This is a genomic window from Stenotrophomonas sp. ATCM1_4 (genome assembly GCF_004348115.1).
Taxonomy (GTDB): domain Bacteria; phylum Pseudomonadota; class Gammaproteobacteria; order Xanthomonadales; family Xanthomonadaceae; genus Stenotrophomonas; species Stenotrophomonas capsici.
In genome coordinates this window covers 252,030-268,836 of record NZ_QPFB01000001.1, presented here as the reverse complement: position 1 = coordinate 268,836, position 16,807 = coordinate 252,030, and the positions used below count along the sequence as shown (strand labels likewise).

16 protein-coding genes and 1 pseudogene are annotated in these 16,807 nt (G+C 66.3%); 5 read left to right on the top strand and 12 right to left on the bottom strand.

What is annotated here, in order from left to right; genetic code table 11:
* Nucleotides 1–19 precede the first annotated feature (19 nt).
* From ATCM_RS01290 to ATCM_RS01275, 4 genes are all read right to left on the bottom strand, one after another.
* Nucleotides 20–1,672 (bottom strand): M28 family metallopeptidase, encoded by a 1,653-nt coding sequence (locus ATCM_RS01290; protein ID WP_132866032.1) that lies wholly within the window; start codon nt 1,670–1,672, stop codon nt 20–22.
* A 335-nt stretch (nt 1,673–2,007) separates the two neighbouring features.
* The gene (locus ATCM_RS01285) at nt 2,008–2,940 is read right to left on the bottom strand and encodes an MBL fold metallo-hydrolase (RefSeq protein WP_132862480.1); all 933 of its coding nucleotides are present in this window, start codon (nt 2,938–2,940) and stop codon (nt 2,008–2,010) included.
* An 83-nt stretch (nt 2,941–3,023) separates the two neighbouring features.
* Nucleotides 3,024–3,317, bottom strand: a complete 294-nt coding sequence (locus ATCM_RS01280) for a hypothetical protein (protein ID WP_132862479.1) — start codon at nt 3,315–3,317, stop codon at nt 3,024–3,026.
* 21 nt (nt 3,318–3,338) lie between these two features.
* Entirely contained in the window at nt 3,339–4,640 is a 1,302-nt protein-coding gene (locus ATCM_RS01275; protein WP_165931097.1) for a tryptophan--tRNA ligase, read from the bottom strand.
* A 121-nt stretch (nt 4,641–4,761) separates the two neighbouring features.
* On the opposite strand from ATCM_RS01275, the gene ATCM_RS01270 reads away from it, so the two are divergent.
* Complete coding sequence (locus ATCM_RS01270) at nt 4,762–5,586, top strand: hypothetical protein (RefSeq protein WP_132862477.1); 825 nt, start codon at nt 4,762–4,764, stop codon at nt 5,584–5,586.
* 70 nt (nt 5,587–5,656) lie between these two features.
* Here the strand turns inward: ATCM_RS01270 and ATCM_RS01265 are convergent, their stop codons facing one another.
* The 5 genes from ATCM_RS01265 to rocF form a co-directional block, all read right to left on the bottom strand.
* Complete coding sequence (locus tag ATCM_RS01265; RefSeq protein ID WP_132862476.1) at nt 5,657–5,878, bottom strand: CsbD family protein; 222 nt, start codon at nt 5,876–5,878, stop codon at nt 5,657–5,659.
* 29 nt (nt 5,879–5,907) lie between these two features.
* Nucleotides 5,908–6,072: a hypothetical protein gene (locus ATCM_RS19040; protein ID WP_165931096.1), complete on the bottom strand. Its 165-nt coding sequence runs from the start codon at nt 6,070–6,072 to the stop codon at nt 5,908–5,910.
* Nucleotides 6,069–6,203, bottom strand: a complete 135-nt coding sequence (locus ATCM_RS01260) for an entericidin A/B family lipoprotein (RefSeq protein WP_132862475.1) — start codon at nt 6,201–6,203, stop codon at nt 6,069–6,071. Before ATCM_RS01260 ends, ATCM_RS19040 begins: the two co-directional genes overlap by 4 nt.
* Before the next feature lie 65 nt (nt 6,204–6,268).
* Nucleotides 6,269–6,421: an entericidin A/B family lipoprotein gene (locus ATCM_RS01255; RefSeq protein WP_132862474.1), complete on the bottom strand. Its 153-nt coding sequence runs from the start codon at nt 6,419–6,421 to the stop codon at nt 6,269–6,271.
* A gap of 323 nt (nt 6,422–6,744) precedes the next feature.
* Entirely contained in the window at nt 6,745–7,665 is a 921-nt protein-coding gene (gene rocF / locus ATCM_RS01250; protein WP_132862473.1) for an arginase, read from the bottom strand.
* A 307-nt stretch (nt 7,666–7,972) separates the two neighbouring features.
* On the opposite strand from rocF, the gene ATCM_RS01245 reads away from it, so the two are divergent.
* Entirely contained in the window at nt 7,973–8,467 is a 495-nt protein-coding gene (locus ATCM_RS01245; protein WP_132862472.1) for a DUF6265 family protein, read from the top strand.
* 142 nt (nt 8,468–8,609) lie between these two features.
* Here ATCM_RS01245 and ATCM_RS01240 read toward each other — a convergent pair whose 3' ends face one another.
* On the bottom strand, nt 8,610–9,881 hold the full coding sequence (locus ATCM_RS01240) for a serine hydrolase domain-containing protein (protein ID WP_165931095.1): 1,272 nt from the start codon (nt 9,879–9,881) through the stop codon (nt 8,610–8,612).
* A gap of 442 nt (nt 9,882–10,323) precedes the next feature.
* On the bottom strand, nt 10,324–10,872 hold the full coding sequence (locus tag ATCM_RS19205; RefSeq protein ID WP_207911765.1) for a DUF805 domain-containing protein: 549 nt from the start codon (nt 10,870–10,872) through the stop codon (nt 10,324–10,326).
* 647 nt (nt 10,873–11,519) lie between these two features.
* Here ATCM_RS19205 and ATCM_RS01225 point away from each other — a divergent pair.
* From ATCM_RS01225 to ATCM_RS19290, 3 genes and pseudogenes are all read left to right on the top strand, one after another.
* Nucleotides 11,520–11,831, top strand: a pseudogene (locus ATCM_RS01225) (DUF1153 domain-containing protein); the annotation flags it as partial.
* A 49-nt stretch (nt 11,832–11,880) separates the two neighbouring features.
* Nucleotides 11,881–12,114, top strand: coding sequence for a hypothetical protein (locus ATCM_RS19295; protein ID WP_243693935.1), 234 nt, complete (start codon nt 11,881–11,883; stop codon nt 12,112–12,114).
* A 9-nt stretch (nt 12,115–12,123) separates the two neighbouring features.
* Nucleotides 12,124–12,657 carry an IS3 family transposase gene (locus tag ATCM_RS19290; RefSeq protein ID WP_279432518.1) on the top strand — a complete coding sequence of 178 codons (534 nt, stop codon included), beginning with the start codon at nt 12,124–12,126 and terminating at the stop codon, nt 12,655–12,657.
* 432 nt (nt 12,658–13,089) lie between these two features.
* Here the strand turns inward: ATCM_RS19290 and ATCM_RS01215 are convergent, their stop codons facing one another.
* Nucleotides 13,090–16,788 carry a hypothetical protein gene (locus tag ATCM_RS01215; protein ID WP_207911764.1) on the bottom strand — a complete coding sequence of 1,233 codons (3,699 nt, stop codon included), beginning with the start codon at nt 16,786–16,788 and terminating at the stop codon, nt 13,090–13,092.
* Between the last annotated feature and the right edge of the window lie 19 nt (nt 16,789–16,807).

Here is a 16,807-nt window from a genome sequence, read left to right as displayed (position 1 = left end):
ATGACGTGCGAATCCTGCCTCAGCGCCGCGCCGCGTCGCTCGCTTCGCGTGCCGCCTCGAACTCGGCGCCCTTCTCCCACGTCGGCCACCGGCGGCTGTTGGCCAGTTCCAGGCCCAGGTCGTAGACCAGCAGGGTGTCGGCGGCCAGGCCACGTCCATCCCACTGCGGTGACCAGGCATCGCAGGCCTGGTGGTAGCACTTGGCGAAGTAGGCATCCCGCAGCGCGCGGCCAGCGGCCACGCCGCCGTCGAGCTTGTCCAGCCCGGCACCCACGGTGATCGCTGGCACGCCCTTGCGGGCGAAGGCGAAATGGTCGGCGCGGTAGAAGAAGCCGGCTTCCAGGTTCGGGTCCGGCGACCAGCGCCGGCCGCGGGCCTTGGCCACGCGGTCGATGTCCTGTTCCAGCGAGACGCGGCCCTTGCCCCAGGTGGCGATGTCGGCGTTCTCGCCGTCCGGGCTGAACATCTCGATGTTCAGCACCGCCACCGTGGTTTCCAGCGGCGCCAGCGGGTGGGCGGCGTAGTAGCTCGCCCCCAGCAAGCCCTTCTCCTCGGCGGTCAGCGCCACGAAGTACAGGCTGCGCTGCGGGCGCGGACCGGCGGCGAACACGCGGCCCAGTTCCAGCACCGCGGCCACGCCGGTGGCGTTGTCGATGGCGCCGTGGCGCACGGTCTGGCCATTCGCATCGGGCTGGCCGATGCCGAACGCATCCCAGTGCGCAGAGAAGATCACCGACTCTTCCGGATGGCTGGCGCCTTCCAGCTTGGCCACCACGTTGCGGCTGACCACGCGCTCGCGCTTGACCCAGAAGCTGGCCGACAGGCGCGCGTCACCCAACGCGACCGGTTGGAAGTCGGCGCGCATCGCCTTGCGCTTCTCCGCTTCGAAGTCCAGCCCGGCGGCGCTGAAGATGCGCTCGGCCAATGCCCGCTGCATCCAGCCACGCACCGGCGTGTGCGCCGCCAATGCATCGTCCTGGCTGCGCTCGATGTCGAACAGCGGCGAGGTGCCCGATGCCTTCACCGTCGCCCATGGATAGGCCGCCGGCGCGGTCTCGTGGACGATCAGCACGCCTTCGGCACCGCGCCGCGCGGCTTCCTCGAACTTGTAGGTCCAGCGGCCGTAGTAGGTCACCGCCTTGCCATCGAACGCACCGGGCTGCTCGGCCTCGAAGTCGGCGTCGTTGATCAGCACCACCGCGATCTTGCCGCTCAGGTCCAGGTCCTTGTAGTCGTCCCAATGCCGCTCCGGTGCGGAGATGCCGTAGCCGACGAACACCAGCGGCACGTCCTGCTGGTCCACCACGCCAAACGGGCTCAGGCTCTGCAGGGTGATGTCCTCGCCGTTGACCAGCGGCAGCGTCTTGCCACCCAGCGTCAGGCTGGCCGCCACCTCGCCATCGACGGTCGCCCGCACCAGCGGCACTTCCTGCACCCAGCTGCCGTTGGCGCCACCGGGCTGCAGGCCGGCCTTGGTGAACTGCTCGACCAGGTAGTCGACCGTGCGCTGCTCTCCGTTGCTGGCCGGCGCGCGTCCTTCGAACGCATCGGAGGCCAGCACGCGGACGTGCTGCGACAGCGCCTCCGGATTGATGCCTCCGCCGGGCAGGTCGTTGGCTGCATTGGCGATGCCGCCAACGAACAGGCAGGACGAGAGCAGCAGGATGCGCATCGGGTTCACGGCAGGTACCAGCAACAGGCAGAACCGGTGATTTTACGTAGGAAGAACCCCAATGAGTAGGAGCGGCTTCGGCCGCGAAGCGGTTACCCCTTCGGTCCTCATCGAACACCGCCAACAGCACCCCTCCCCAGCCCTCCCCTTTGCTTCGCAAAAGGGAGGAGGCAGTTCATGCCGTTCGATCAGATCACCGTGAACGCTGCTTTTCGCCCCCTCCCCTTGGCCGCAGGCCAAGGGGAGGGGGCGCGGTTCGCAGCACAAGCCAGTCCTCCGAACTCCATCCCATGTCACCGTGCCGCGAGATCCCCGCACGCCTCCCCCAGAAAACCTCAGCGCTTGTCCCGGTCCAGCCAGCACGCCAATCCCTGCGCATTGAGCTCGATATCCATGCCCAGCACGCGCCGCACTTCGTTCTCGTCCAGCGAACTGCCCAGATGCCGCAACCGTGCCACATACAGGCCGGCCAGCGCGTCCACCAGCACTTGGTGCCGCTGCGGCAGGCCATCGCAGCGACGGGCGATCACCACCATCGCGTCGATCTGCTCATGCAGTTCCGCGGCCAGTCGCGCGGTATCAACCACCCGCCCGTAATGGGTCAGGTACATCGCCTCCGGGCGACGTGCCATCAAGCGTTCGATCGAGGCATGCATCGCCTCGGGCTCGAACTGCACCGGCGAGGACGTCGGCACGATGAACGCGCCGGCAGCGCTGTCCAGCTCGCGGTAGGACAGCCCGAAGGTATCGCCGGTGAACCAGCTGCGGCTGGCCTCATCCCAGATGCAGTGGTGGTGGCGTGCATGCCCGGGCGTGTCGATGCATTCCAGCGTGCGGCCGGCCAGCGACACCCTGTGCCCGCCCTCGGCCACCACCACGCGCTCGGCGGGCACCGGCAGGATCTGCCCGTAGCTGCGCGCGATCTCGGCTTGGCCATACACCGCGGTGGCACCGGCGATCAGCCGCGCCGGATCGATCATGTGTTGCGCGCCGCGTGGGTGCACCACCAGCCGCGCATTGGGCAGCTGCTGCATGAGCGCACCCGCGCCGCCGGCATGGTCCAGGTGCACATGGGTCAGGATCAGCCAATCGATGTCGGCCGGCTGCAACCCGGCCTGCGCCACGCTGGCCAGCAGGTTCGGCAACGAATGGCTGGTGCCGCAGTCGACGAAGGCGCCTCGGCCGTCCTGCACGATGAGGTACGCCGCATCGAAATGATCGCGCTGGAACGCGGTGTCGATGGTATGGATGCCATGTTCGACGGACATCTGCACAACTCCCACGGGAACCGGCTTCGATCCTGACAGCCACCGCCAGGCGGCTCAACCCGGACCTTGGTCGCAGGCGTGGCTCAGCGTCGCAGCACGCGCGGGCGCAACAGCAGCGCCAACACCATCACCGCCAGGAAGCCGCCGTAGGCGTACAGCACCGCCATGATCTGTTTCCACAGCCCGTCGGCCACCTCGGCCGCGCCCACCCGGTAACCCCAATGCATGAAGCCGGCGCTGACCAGCAGCGCCAGCACCAGCATGCCGGCGTCGAACAGGGTGCGGGTGCGGTGGCGCGGCTGGCGCGGGAACCACCAGTACAACGCCCCCATCACGCAGAACCAGGGGAGGAACAACAACAACGACAACCAGGCCATCGACGCATTCCTCCCGTGGGTTCAGTCCTTGGCAGCGGCCTCGCGCAGTGCCTGCAGCGCGTCCAGCACCGGTGCCATCTCGGCCTCCAGCCGGAACAATTCGCTCTGCAGCGCATCGCCCTGCTCGGCCTGCTTGATCACCGCGATCAGCTGGCCGGCATCGCGCGGCGAATCAAAGCCCTCGCTCTGGATCAGCAGCTGGCCTTGGCCGTCGAGCAGCTTGAAATAGAAGCGGCCGTCCTTCTCGCGGTATTGCTTGAACAGTGGCAGCGCGGCCTTGGCGACCACCACGGCCTTGGGCGCATCGCCGGCGGTGGACAGGTCGCGCAGGCCCACCGCATGGCGCAGCTCCTTCAGCAGCGGGATGGCGAACTGCTCGCGCAGCTGCTGGCCGCGCTGGCGCAGGATCGCCTCGATCTTCTCCGGCTCGGCCATCAGCGCGTTGTAGCGCTCGCGAAGCGGCGACAGCTCGCCGTCGATGCGCTCGAACAACTGCTGCTTGGCATCGCCCCAGCTGATGCCCGCGGCAAAGGCCTGCGCGAAGGCCGTGGTCTGCTCCGGCGTGGCGAAGGCCTGGTACATCTGGAACAACGCCGAGCCCTCGGTGTCCTTCGGCTCGCCCGGTGCGCGAGAATCGGTGACGATGGAGAACACCAGCTTCTTCAGCTCCTCGCGCGGGGCGAACAGCGGGATGGTGTTGTGGTAGCTCTTGCTCATCTTGCGACCATCCAGGCCGGCCAGCGTGGCCACCTGCTCGTCGATGATCACTTCCGGCAGGGCGAAGTACTCCTTGCCGTAGACATGGTTGAAGCGCTGCGCGAAGTCGCGCGCCATCTCGATGTGCTGGATCTGGTCACGCCCCACCGGCACGCGGTTGGCGTTGAAGATCAGGATGTCGGCGGCCATCAGCACCGGGTACATGAACAACCCGGCGGTCACGCCCGCGTCGTCGTCCAGCTGCTCCTCGCGGTTCTTGTCCACCGCGGCCTTGTAGGCGTGGGCGCGGTTGAGGATGCCCTTGCTCGCCACCACGGTCAGGAACCACATCAGCTCGGTGGTTTCCGGGATGTCGCTCTGCCGGTAGAACCACACCTTGTCCGGGTCCAGGCCACAGGCCAGCCAGCTGGCGGCGATCTCCAGGGTCGAACGCTGGGTACGCTCGGGCTCCTGCGACTTGATCAGGCTGTGCAGGTCGGCCAGGAAGAAGAAGCTCTCGATGTCCGAGGCGCGGCTGGCGGCGATGGCCGGGCGGATGGCACCGACGTAATTGCCCAGGTGGGGGGTACCGGAGGGGGTAATGCCGGTAAGGACGCGGGTAGTCATGAGCACAAATCTGACGGACGGATTAACCGGCCCAGTGTAACGCCCCGGCCGGCTCCCTGCCCCCAACCCCACCGGCCGCGGCGGGACGTTCCAAGCCGCGTACCCCGCCAAGGAGCCCGCCATGTACCGTTTCTGCGCCAGCCTGCTGTCCGTCCTCGCCCTGAGTGGCTTCAGCTACGGCCCCGTGCCGCCCCCGGCTGACGGCCCGGTGGCGGTGTCCATCATCGACCGCGATGGCGAGGGTGACCTGGACCAATACCCGCACCGCGGCCAGCGCTGGGTGGCCGGCAGCCCGGGCCACCGCTACAGCGTGCAGTTGCGCAACCGCACCGGCGAGCGCGTGTTGGTGGTGCTGTCGGTGGATGGCGTCAACGCGATCAGCGGCCAGACCGCCTCGCCCGACCAGTCCGGCTACGTGCTGGAACCGTGGCAGAGCAGCGAGATCACCGGCTGGCGCAAGTCCAATGCCGAAGTGGCGCAGTTCGTGTTCACCGACCACGGCGACAGCTACGCCAGCCGCACCGGCCGCCCGGCCAACGTCGGCGTGGTCGGCATCGCCGTGTTCGAGGAAGCCCGCGCCCGGGTCTACGACGACTACCGGCCGATGCCGGCACCGCGCCCGATGCCGCGCGGCATCGCCTCGGAGGCCAGCGCCGACAAGGCCGCTGCCGCGGAAGCATCGGCGGCGATGCCGTCCGCACGCAGCCCCAGCGCCAATCGCCAGCAGCTGGGTACCGGCCATGGCGCGCGCGAGTGGTCGCAGTCCTCGTTGACCCATTTCGAACGCGCCAGCCGCACGCCGGTGCAGGTCAGCCAGATCCGCTATGACGCCCGCTCCCGCCTGGTCGCGATGGGCGTGCTGCCGCGCTACCGCGGCGGCAACGCCACCGCCCCGCAAGCCTTCCCGGGCGGCTTCGTGCCCGACCCGCCGGCCCGTGGCCGCTGAGTGACGGGCACGCCGGCAATGGAAAGGGCCGCTGGACGCGGCCCTTTCCCCGGCAAGGTACCCACGCGACTCAGTGATAGTCCGGGTAGTCCTTGTGCAGGGCCTTCTGGAAGTCACGCACCTCGGTTTCGGCGCGGTCCTTGGCCCAGCCGTAGCGCTCCTGCAGGCGCCCGGCCAGGTATTCGGCGTTGCCTTCGGCGATGGTCAGGTCATCGTCGGTCAGGTCGCCCCACTTGGCCTGCGCCTTGCCCTTGAGCTGGCTCCACTTGCCGGAAATGATGTCTTTGTTCATCGGGCTGTCTCCGTTGGGGGAAAACGCGCTCAATCCGCGCAGGACCAGAGTGCCGCCGATGGTGTTGCCATCGGGTCCATGAAACGTTGGACGGCGATGATGTTGTTGAACACGTCTTCAGCTCGCTGCCCGCCGACAATGAAAAAGGCCGGCATATGCCGGCCTTTTTCATTCATGCGGTGCGAGGCGATCAACGCTTCGCCGCATCCTCCACCTTCTCGCCCGCCTTCTGCACGTCCTTGCCGGCACCGGCAACGGTGTTGCAGCCGGACAGGACGGCGACCGAGAACAGCGACAGCAACATCAGGGCAACCAAACGCTTCATGTTTCATCTCCTGGGTGGGTTCAGTGGTCAAACCATCGCGGTGCGGGCCGCGCACCGCACTGTGATCAGCACTTGCCGTCGCTGCAGTCCTTCGCCTTGTCCTCGACCTTCTCGCCAGCCTTCTGCATGTCCTTGCCGGCACCGGCAACGGTGTTGCAGCCGCTGAGCATGCCGACCGAGAACATTCCCAACAGGGCCAACATCAGCACTCGCTTCATTCGATGACTCCTTCATTCGACTGCGGCTGCCGGTATCGAACACCGGTCGTCCCGCGTGTGAAGGAGAATCTGGCCGTTGCGCCGTGCAGTGGGCGTGAACATCACCGGCTCACGTTCAGGCAGGTCGCGATGGCGTCAGTGCGGGGTGGCCGGCGCCGGCAGGCGATGCGGCGACATGGGAGCAGTGGGTTTCCCGTCTGGTTGCGGCCCCGGATAAAACGTTGCCGCGCCACGGGCAACGGGCCCTGCCGGCGTCGCCGCTTCCCTGCCAGGCACAGGGGAGCGCGTGGAGCGCTCGCGTCGAGCGCCCCACCTGCCTCACGTCAGTCCCGCATCAGCGTCGATTTGCCGAACAGGCTTTCCACCAGGTCCACCGCCAGCTCCGCGGTACGGTTCTGGTGGTCCAGCAGCGGATTGAGCTCGACGATGTCCAGCGACCCCATCCGCCCGGTGTCGGCGATCATCTCCATCACCAGCTGCGCCTCGCGGTAGTTCACGCCGCCCGGCACCGTGGTGCCCACGCCCGGTGCGATGCTCGGGTCCAGGAAGTCCACGTCGAAACTCACGTGCAGGTGCGTGTTGGCATCGATGCCGTCCAATGCGGCTTCCATCGTGCGCTTCATCCCGGCTTCGTCGATGTAACGCATGTCATAGACATCGACGTTGTGCGTCTTGATCAGGCGCTTCTCCTCCGGGTCGACCGAACGGATGCCGATCTGGTGCACCTGCGCCGGCGTGATCGCCGGGGCCTGCCCGCCCAGGTGGGTCAATGCTTCCGGGCCGAGGCCGCACAGGCAGGCCACCGGCATGCCATGGATGTTGCCCGACGGGGTGACATCGGAGGTGTTGAAGTCCGAGTGTGCGTCCAGCCACAGCACTCGCAACTGCTTGCCCTGCTCGCGGCACCAGCGCGCCACGGCGGTGATCGAACCCACGCCCAGGCAGTGGTCACCGCCGAGCATGATCGGCATGCGCCCGTCGCGCAGTTCGGCGTAGCTGGCCTCCATCAGCGCGTGGTTCCACGCCACCACTTCCTGCAGGTGGCGGTAGCCCTGCACCGGGCCGGTCCATGGGTTGCGCGGGCCGTCGAGGTTGCCGACATCGCGCACATCCACCCCACGTGCCGCCAACGCCTCCGGCAAGCCGGCGATGCGCAGTGCCTCCGGCCCCAGGCGCGCACCGCGATGACCGGCACCCACATCGGTGGGCACACCGATCAACGAAACAGGACGAAAAACAGCCATACCACCTCCATTTCAGATGAAACCAGTTTAGTCGCGCGGCCCGCATCCGACCTGCCGCAGTGCAGCAGAGCCGCTTCATGGGCCGTCCTGCACACGATGAATGCACAACCCCTGCAGGCGTATGACGGCAGGCCCGGACGCGCCACGGCGTCGGGCACCGCCACCACGGGCCAGCCCGGTCAGGCTGCCGCGCGCGCCGGACCGACGGCCGATGGCGATTTCCGGATGTATCCATGATTCACTGGACGCTACAGGGCGCGTGCTGCCCCGCCGTCCAACATCCGTCCGCGCCTGCACCGAGGTCACCATGCGCTTTGGCCGTTCCCTCATCGCATTCTCGCTGGTGATCACCGGCACCGTCGCGCAGTCCGGCAATGCCGCCGACATCAACCACGTGGCCTGGCTGTCCGGTTGCTGGCAGTTGGACGGGCAACCGCCGGGCTCCGGCGAACAATGGTCAACCCTGGCCGGCGACACGATGCTGGGCACCAGCCGCAGCCTGCCGGCCCATCGCACTGCCAGCTTCGAATTCATGCTGCTGCGCCAGCACGACGACGGGCGGCTGGTGCTCACCGCGCTGCCCTCCGGCCGCAACGCGACGGAATTCAACGCCACGCGCGTCGACGCCAATGAGGCGGTCTTCGAGAATCCGGACAACGACTTCCCGCAACGCATCCGCTACCAACGCATCGACGACCAGCGCGCATGGGCCCGCATCGATATCGCCCGGGAAGACCCGGCGCAGTCGGCCGACTTCCCGATGCACCGCGTCCGCTGCAGCGAAACGGAGCCGTCGCGCTGATTGCCGTCGGGCGCTGCACGCTGCGGGGAGCGGCAACGGATCATTCGATGCCCACCGAACAGCCCACGCCCTTCCTGCCTGGCTGTGCAACCAATGCCCGGCTCCTTCGCAGGCTCAACCGATCCCACGGCAGCCGGAAGACTTACAGGTCGAAGGAAAGCAGGTCGTGGCCGGTCGCCGCGCGAACCACCCGCCGATACACCAGCGCACCACTGCCCCCGTTGGTCATCACCACGAGACCCCGCCGCTGCCGGGCATCGCCGATCGCGAAATTCTTGAAAATCCCGCTGTTGCTTCCCGAATGATGGAAGACCATGCCGTCACCGGTCTTCTCCATGTTCCACCCCAGGCCCTTCTCGGTCCAACGCCCGGGCACCGTGATCTGCGCGGTGAGCATCGCCTGCCGTGAGGCTTCGCTCACCTCCCAGGGCGCGCGTTGCCTGCGCTCCATCATCAGCGCCAGGAACGTCGCGTAATCCTGCACGGTGGAACGCAGGCTCGCGGCTGCATTGGCATGGATGTCGCCGGCCCAGGCCACCCGCCCCGGTGGCGCGATCGCCAACACCTCGGGAAGCGCGCGCTCGGCATCCTCGTACTTCCAGGTGGGGAGCGGCTTTCCCCAACGCTCGGCAACCTTCTGCGCGGCGCTCCACTGGTCACGCAGGACCTGTACCGGCATTCCCGTCTCGGTGCTGTCATGCGCGCGATGTCCATGCACCGAACGCGCGGCAATGTCCGGACTCCAGCTGAAGGTGCTGTCGTGCATCCCCGCTGGCCCGAACAGATGCACGCGCATCGCTTCGTCCAGGCTCTGCCCGGTAATCGCCTCGACCACCAGCTGCAACCAGAAGAAGGCCTCGCCGGAGTAGCTGATGTCCACGCCCGGCCTGATCAGCGGCACCAATGCCTCGGTTGCCGGGGACGTGCGCCAGTTCGGCAGGCCGCTGCTATGCCGCAGCACGTCACGCGCGGTGATCAGGTCGAGCCACGGATGATCCCCGAGGTAGTCAGGACGACGGTACCGGACCAGCGGGAGATCCAGGTCGATCAGGCCCAGGTCGGCCAGCTGCAGCACCAGGTAGGCGAATACCGGCTTGCTCAGCGATGCATCCTCGTACACCGTCCGGGCATTGATGGGCTCGCCCGTCAGCATGTTGGCCACACCGATCCCGCGGCTCCAGGCAACCGCCCCGTCCTCGACCACGGCCATGCCGATGCCCGGCACCGCGAAAGCCTGCATGATTCCCCGAAGCGCCGCCATGAACGCGTCGTCCGGAATCCACGAGCGCTCGCCCGCCCCGCAACGCGTGGCCGCATGCAGGTATCGCGCGGGCAGCATCCCCAGAGCACCGAGCGCTGCAAGACGAGCCATGAAACCTCGACGGCCAAGCGTTGGACGAACAGGCATCTCCATGCATCTCCAATAGGGCGGCCCGGGTGGTCCGCCGCCCTGACACGCTGAGCCATGGGCCCCCATCTCGACCCGTAGAACTGCCCGGAGAGCATAAGCCAATGGCCTGGCCGAAGGCGTCGCCTGCATCAGGCGCTTCCATCCACGACAGAACGCGCTGTCCTCCAGACAACCGCATCAGATGGCTCAGGACCGACGGCATCCAATGCTGCCGTTCCACGTTTGGACCCTGGCCCGGTGACGCATCACCTCCCGGCCCCCTCGCCGGCCGGCAACACTTCACGCTTGCCCATGTCGCCGACGATACTCCCGGACACATTGCCGCTATGCGCCAGCGCACAGCACAGCCTTCCGGTTGGACCGGGCGAGCGGCGATGGCGGGATCCGGCCGTGCCTTGAACCCGGTGCCGCTCGGCGGAAGCCCTGGCCAACGGTGGCATGGACCTTATCCCGGGGTTGCCCCGGTCGGTTCCGTTGCCTTGGTCGGGTAGGTAAGCAGATAGAGCAGCACGAGGATGCCCCCCACCGGTGCCAGGCTGATGAGCTGCCACCACGGGCTGAGCCCGGCGTCGCGTAACCGACGGGTACAGGCCGCCAACCACGGCACCAGGACAATGAGTGAGGCGATCTGCAGCGGCAGGGGGCCTGTCGCCTCGGCGATCAGCTGGGCAAAGGCCAGCACCATCACAACGGCCAGGGCAAACCACCAGAAGTCTGCACGCGGGGTGGTACCGGTGAACTCCAGGCCGCGCCGTACGCCTTCGCGCATGGCCTCAACAGCAGGCTGGCTGGGGGTCGGCTTGCCTTCCAGGAGGCTTTCGGCGGGCACCTCAAAGACGGCTGCCAACGCCCGCAAGGACTCCGTCGAGATCTTCGCGCCTGACTCCAGGCGCTGAATGGTGCGCAGGTTCAAGCCGCTCAGATTGGCCAACTGCTCCTGCGACCATTGCCGGGCGGTGCGGAGCTCTCGAAGACGGGCGCTGTTGATGTGCATGGAAACTCCTTGGAGTCAGGGGCTCTGGTTTCCCCACATCATGCTGCCGCAACCAGCCTTGCGTGACGACAGGGGCCCGGCACCGCCCCGACGCGAGGCTGACAACGCGCTGTCGGGTTGGCCTGCAGCGGGGTCCAGGCCACGTCGCCTCCTCTCTCACCGCTGCAGCCAAGGCACTGGTCACACGGCGCCCTCTACGTTGGCAAAAGCGGGGACAACAATTGCCGTTAGGTCGAGCCGATCCCATGAGCCATCGTGGACCTCTCCGTGTGCCCGTGTGCCTCAAGTGCAGGCAGATGCAAGGATCGCCGGACAAGCAGAAGCACGCAGCCCATTGATTTCGCTGCGGATCAGAACGCTACGGGAGGCTGGACAATCGAGGTGCTTATCTGATCCAAATAGTCGATACAACCATATATTTTTATTGATTAAATGTCTGAGCCTCTTGTAAACATACCCCCACTTATACCCCCTCATTAACTGGATGTTCTTGGACCCTGTCGGACAGAGATACGGTTGATCCGCTTGGACACACCTTTTAGGTGGGTGACAGAAGCTCAGGCCTACAGCTCGCCTCTCCTACCGAGCTAGTGTAATGACCCACTGAAAACCTGCTCAGGTGTTAATTTCCCCCGAAGAAGACACCGATGAGCGAAATGATGGAAGAAGAGATCAAGCGCTGGACCGCCCGGCGCAAGTCGGCGCTGGTCCTTGAGATCATCCAGGGCAAGACGACGGTGGCCGCTGCCAGCCGTCAGTTCGACCTGACCCCGGCCGAGATCGAAAGCTGGGTTGAAGACGGTAAGCGCGGCATTGAAAACGTACTGCGGGCCAAGCCGGAGGACGTGCGCGAGCAATACGAGCGCCAGCTCAAGGACCTGCAGGAGGCCTATGGCGAGGCGATGCTGGAGATCCGTGCCCGAAAAAAGCTGGCGTCCCTGCTGGAAAGGACGAGAGCTGATGCGCTCGGTCCAGCAGGGCCTGAAAGACGAAGGTATTGCCGTTCCAATGACCAAGCTGTGTCGGTGGTTTGAGGTGGCCCGCCGCACGACGTACTACAAGCCCGTCCGGGCGCCGGCGAAGGTCAACCCCGAACTGGCCGCGCCGATCAAGGAAATGATCGAGGCCGAGCCGTCGTTTGGCTACCGCACCGTGGCCGCGTTGTTGGGCATGAACAAGAACACGGTGCAGCGCATCTTCCAGCTCAAAGGCTGGCAGGTCCGCAAGCGGGCGCTGGGGTAGCGGCCGAGGATCGAAGCCAACGTCTCCCGCGCCGAACTTCCGGATCAGCGTTGGGCCACGGACCTGTGCCGCGTGTGGGGCGGCAAAGACGGCTGGCTCAGCTTGGCGCTGGTGATCGACTGCCATACTCGGCAGCTACTGGGCTGGCACCTGTCACGGACTGGCAAAGCCAGCACAGCGTCTGCCGCCTTGGAGCAGGCCCTGATCACGCGCTACGGCACGCTGGGTCGCGTGCTGGAGCCGTTCCTGCTGCGCTCGGACAACGGTCTGGTATTCACCAGTCGCGACTACACCCGCCTGGTGCGCAGCTACGGCTTGAAGCAGGAGTTCATCACCCCGCACTGCCCGCAACAGAACGGGATGGTGGAACGGGTGATCCGGACACTGAAGGAGCAATGCGTGCACCGGCACCGCTTCGAAAGCCAGGCCCATGCCCTGCGGGTGATTGCCGACTGGATCGCCCTTTACAACCAACAGCGCCCGCACCAGGCGCTGAAGATGATGACCCCGGATGCGGCCTATGCCGCTACATCAACCGCATGACCTGAGCAGGAATCGGTGGGTCATTACAACCTCGAGTAGACGACACATCATCTCGATGCTGAACTCATCGCTATGTGCATCGATGAACTTATGAGCTTTCCGGGTCTTGCAGGTAACCCTGCCCGCAGACATGACCGCCTTCCGAGGTTGCTCCCGACAGAGCCTAGCTCTGTCCAAGAAACCCTAGGAACTCCGGTTCGCCCCCCTCGGCTCGCTAACTGAGCGTGGGCTATCGACCAAGAGCAGACCTGTCCCAGTCTGCTGGCGGAATACGAAAATGAGGGCGATTCAAAGTTCCGTCTACACAGAACTCCACGGGCGCTCGAATCCAGGGCCGCCACAAGCAAGGACCAAGTCCCTACCCGGATCGCCGGACTGGCGCACATGCCCCGGCGCGCTGTCAGCGCCAGGATGTGCGTTTCCTGCTACCGATCAATACGTACCGGTCAGGTTGAGGAACCAGCCCTTGTGGTCGTAGTCGAAATCGGTCAGATCATCACTGAAGCGGGTGAAGTTGTAACCTGCACCAATGCGGAAGTGCTTGTTGATGTCGCGGTCCACACCGGCCAGGAAGCCGTGCTTGGCGCCACCGTCCTTCACGTCCAGCCAACGGTACTCACCCAGTGCATGCCACTGCGCACGCAGTTCGTAGCGTGCCTGCACCGCAGCAAAGGTGGTCGCCGAGTCCAGCCATGCGCCGCTGCCGCGGCCCATCCGCACCTCGCCCTCGCGGCGTGCCAGCTTGCCGGCGAACTCCCAGTGCTGGTCGTGCTTGTACACTCCTTCCAGCGACACCACCTGTGAGCGCTGGTCGTACTGGGCGCCGCCGACCTGGCCCATGCTGGCTAGGTCGTAGAGGTAGGTGTAGCGGCCGAACAGGCCCCAGCGCTCGCTGTTCCACGGGCGGTAGGCGAAGCCCAGGTTGCCCTCGATGAAGCGAGTACCTTCCTGTGGGTTCAGCGTGTCGTCGGTATCGGCGTAGTTGAAGCGCGCCGCGATCCGCCAGCTGTCGTTGACGCGGTGCGTCAGGCGTGTGGTGCTGATCCACTGCTCGCGCTGCTCCGCACCGCTGTCCTCGCGCCACTCGATCTTGCTCTGCCAGTCGGTATCGGGCGAGGTGTGGCCACCGGACACGCTGATCGCGCGGCGATCGACCACGCCCCCGGACTGTGCTTCCTGCAGTTCACCCTGGGACAGGGTGAAGCCGGTGTTCCAGCCGCGCGCCGGGTAGAAGTCCATGCCGAACGTATGCGCAAGACCGCTCTGCCCGCGTTCCTTCAGGAACTGGCTTTCGTTGAACACGTTGACCTGGTTGGACAGGCGCCAGCGCTGGCCCAGCGTCCAGCCGTTCTGGCCACCGGGGTTGAACAGCGAGTCGTACTCGGTGGTATCGGTCGAGTAGGTGTAGCCGCCGTACAGCGCATGCTCCGGGCTCAAGCGGTACTCGGCGTTGACCGTTGCCGCATGGCCGCGGTCACCGTCGGTGACTTCGGCGCCGACGGAGGAGTTGTCGCCGAACAGGTGCTTGGCACCGAACGTGAACGCGTCGTTGTCGGCGTAGCGGCCACCGTCGTCATCGACGGTGAGCTGGGCCACGCCATAGACCTCCAGCGTGGTGGCGATGCGGTGCTGGTACTTCAGCGCCGCCAGCGTGCCGACCGCCTCCAAGTAGCTGCCTTCCTGGTTCACGCGCCGCACTTCCAGCCCGAGCGTGCCGTCCTCGCTGACCCGCCATTCCAGCGTGGCCTGCGCCTGGGTCAGCACATCGGCGCCGCGCTCAGCGCGGGTATAGCGGGTGTAGATGCCAAGGTCCGGGGTGAACTGGCCCAGCAGCTCGGCACCGTACTCGGTCACCGGCAGGCCGTTGTCGTAACGGGAGATCGAGTAGCCCGCGTCGGTACGCCGCCACCACGCGCCCGCGCTCCAGTCCTGCTCGGTCCATCCCAGCTCCTTGAAGTTGGCGCGTGCCTCGATCGCCTTCGCATCGCCCTCGCGGTTGAGCGCGGTGTTGTTCTGCTGGATGAAGCTCAGGCCACCGTTGTCGGAGAAGAACGCCGGCACCCCGAACGACTCGCTGCGCGCGTACTCGGCCTTCAGGAAGGTGCCCTTGCCCGCCTGCAGGGTGATGTCGCCGCCCTTGAGCGTGTAGTCCTCGCCGGCACGGCTCTCATCGATATAGGTCGCACCGACGCCGACATGGTCGCCGAACCAGTGCTTGCCACGCAGGCCGACGGTCAGCTCATCGGCATCGAAACCAGAGGGCACCCATTCGTAATCCACCAGCAGGCGCTGCTCCAGGCCGTCCAGCGGCGTGTCGCGGGTCAGCGTGGGGTTGTTGTCACGGCTGATCTGGGCCAGCGGACGGGTCAGCAGGATGCGGCCCTGCAGCTCGTCGATTTCGTAGTCGGCCCCGCGCTGCAGCACCACCCGGTTCTCGGTGCGGCCGGTGCTGCGGTCACGTGTTTCCAGCGTGACCACGTCCGAGCCTGGCAGCACGTCGGTGTGGCGCAGATAGTACAGGCTGCCGCCGGTGCCGATGAACTCGTTGTGGCCCGGCGCCGTCTCCGGCTGCGAACCGAACACGCGCAGCTCGCTGCCAGCATCGCCCCAGCGGTTGCTGGCATTGGAGCGCCAGTTCAGTGCCGCACCATACAGCGAGCGCACGTACTGGCCGAACTCGGTGCCGGTCAGGCCGGTGGCGTAGTTGCCCCACAGCGCCTGGTTCTTGTCCCAGTCCACGCGCAGGTAGAACCGCCCCATCGTGTCCACGTCACGGTAGGTGTTGGAATCATCGCCATAGACCGGGTAGTACAGGTCCGGGTCCAGGCGACGGAACACATCCTGCGGATCGGCCTTGGTGAAGCCGTCGAACAGGCGTTCCAGGTCTCGCTCGGTGGTGTCGGCCTGGGCCGTCACCAGGTACTTGCCGCGCAGCTTGGCCTTGCCATAGAACGCCAACCGGCCGTCGCTGATGACATCGTCCTGGTAGCGGCTGTCGCCCACGAATGGGCGCGAGGAGCCACTGACCTTGTTTTGCGCGACGGTCACGTCGGCCAGGCCGACGCCGAAGAAGTAACGACCGGTGACATCCACGTCCAGCGTGTGCGCCGGTGCCGGCTGCGCATCGCTGCCGCCCAGGGTGATGTCGAAACGGTGGTGCCCCACCGGCACCAGGTACTCGGCGACGAACTTACGTTCCAGGTCAACCGGGTAGCTCTGGCCGTTGATGTTCAGCGCCGCGTCGGTGGGAATGCTGCGGCCCTGGATGCGGATCCGCGAACCGTACAGCGGAATGTTCTGCTGGCGCAGGCCGTTCTCGGCGAACACATCGTCGATCAGGCTCTGCGTCTGCGCCTGGTCACTGCTCATCGCATTGCCCAGCCGGCGCTCGGTGCTGTTGCGCAGCACGGTGGCGCCGCGCTCGGCTTCCTCGGGGGAGACCAATTGCAGGCTGCGCGGCGAGGTCTCGTCGACCTGGCCATCGGCGCCGGTGGCGCGCACCACATAGACCAGCCCGTCGCCCTTGCGGAAACGGTATTTGCCCGGCAACACGCCGTCCCACTCCACCTGGCTGACTGCGGCCACTTCCACCGGCACCACCGCCAGCGGCTCGATCAGATCGGCATCGCTAGCGCGGTAGACGCTGATCTCCAGCCGACGGATGAACGCCGGGTAGTTGCCGCGCACGTAGAACTGCACCGGCTTGAGGATGCGGCTGCCGTCGAACGACACCACCGACGGTGCAGATACCGACAGCTCCGGCTGGCCGAGGGTGGGATCCTCGGTGGCCCAGATCACGCCGCCGCCGGGCAGATCGATCGAGAACTTGCCGGTCACCACCGCCTTGCCCGGCGGTGCCGTCTCGATGGTCACGCGCCGGTCCGGCTGCAATGCGACCGCCGAGGAATGCGCATCGGTGCCCTGGCTGACCGGACTGTCGTAGCTGCGTGTGCGCAGGCGGAACGACAGCCCATCGGCCGCCGTGCAGCCGTCACCGTCACAGCGCAGCGGCGTGGTGGCGCCGTGCTCTGCACCAGTCCCGCCGGTGGCCGCGGCCTCCTGTGCCGTTGCGACCGGCGCCATGCCGGCCAGCAGCGAGATCAGGGTGTAATCCAGCAACTTCATCTTCATGTGCTTTTCCATGACCCGC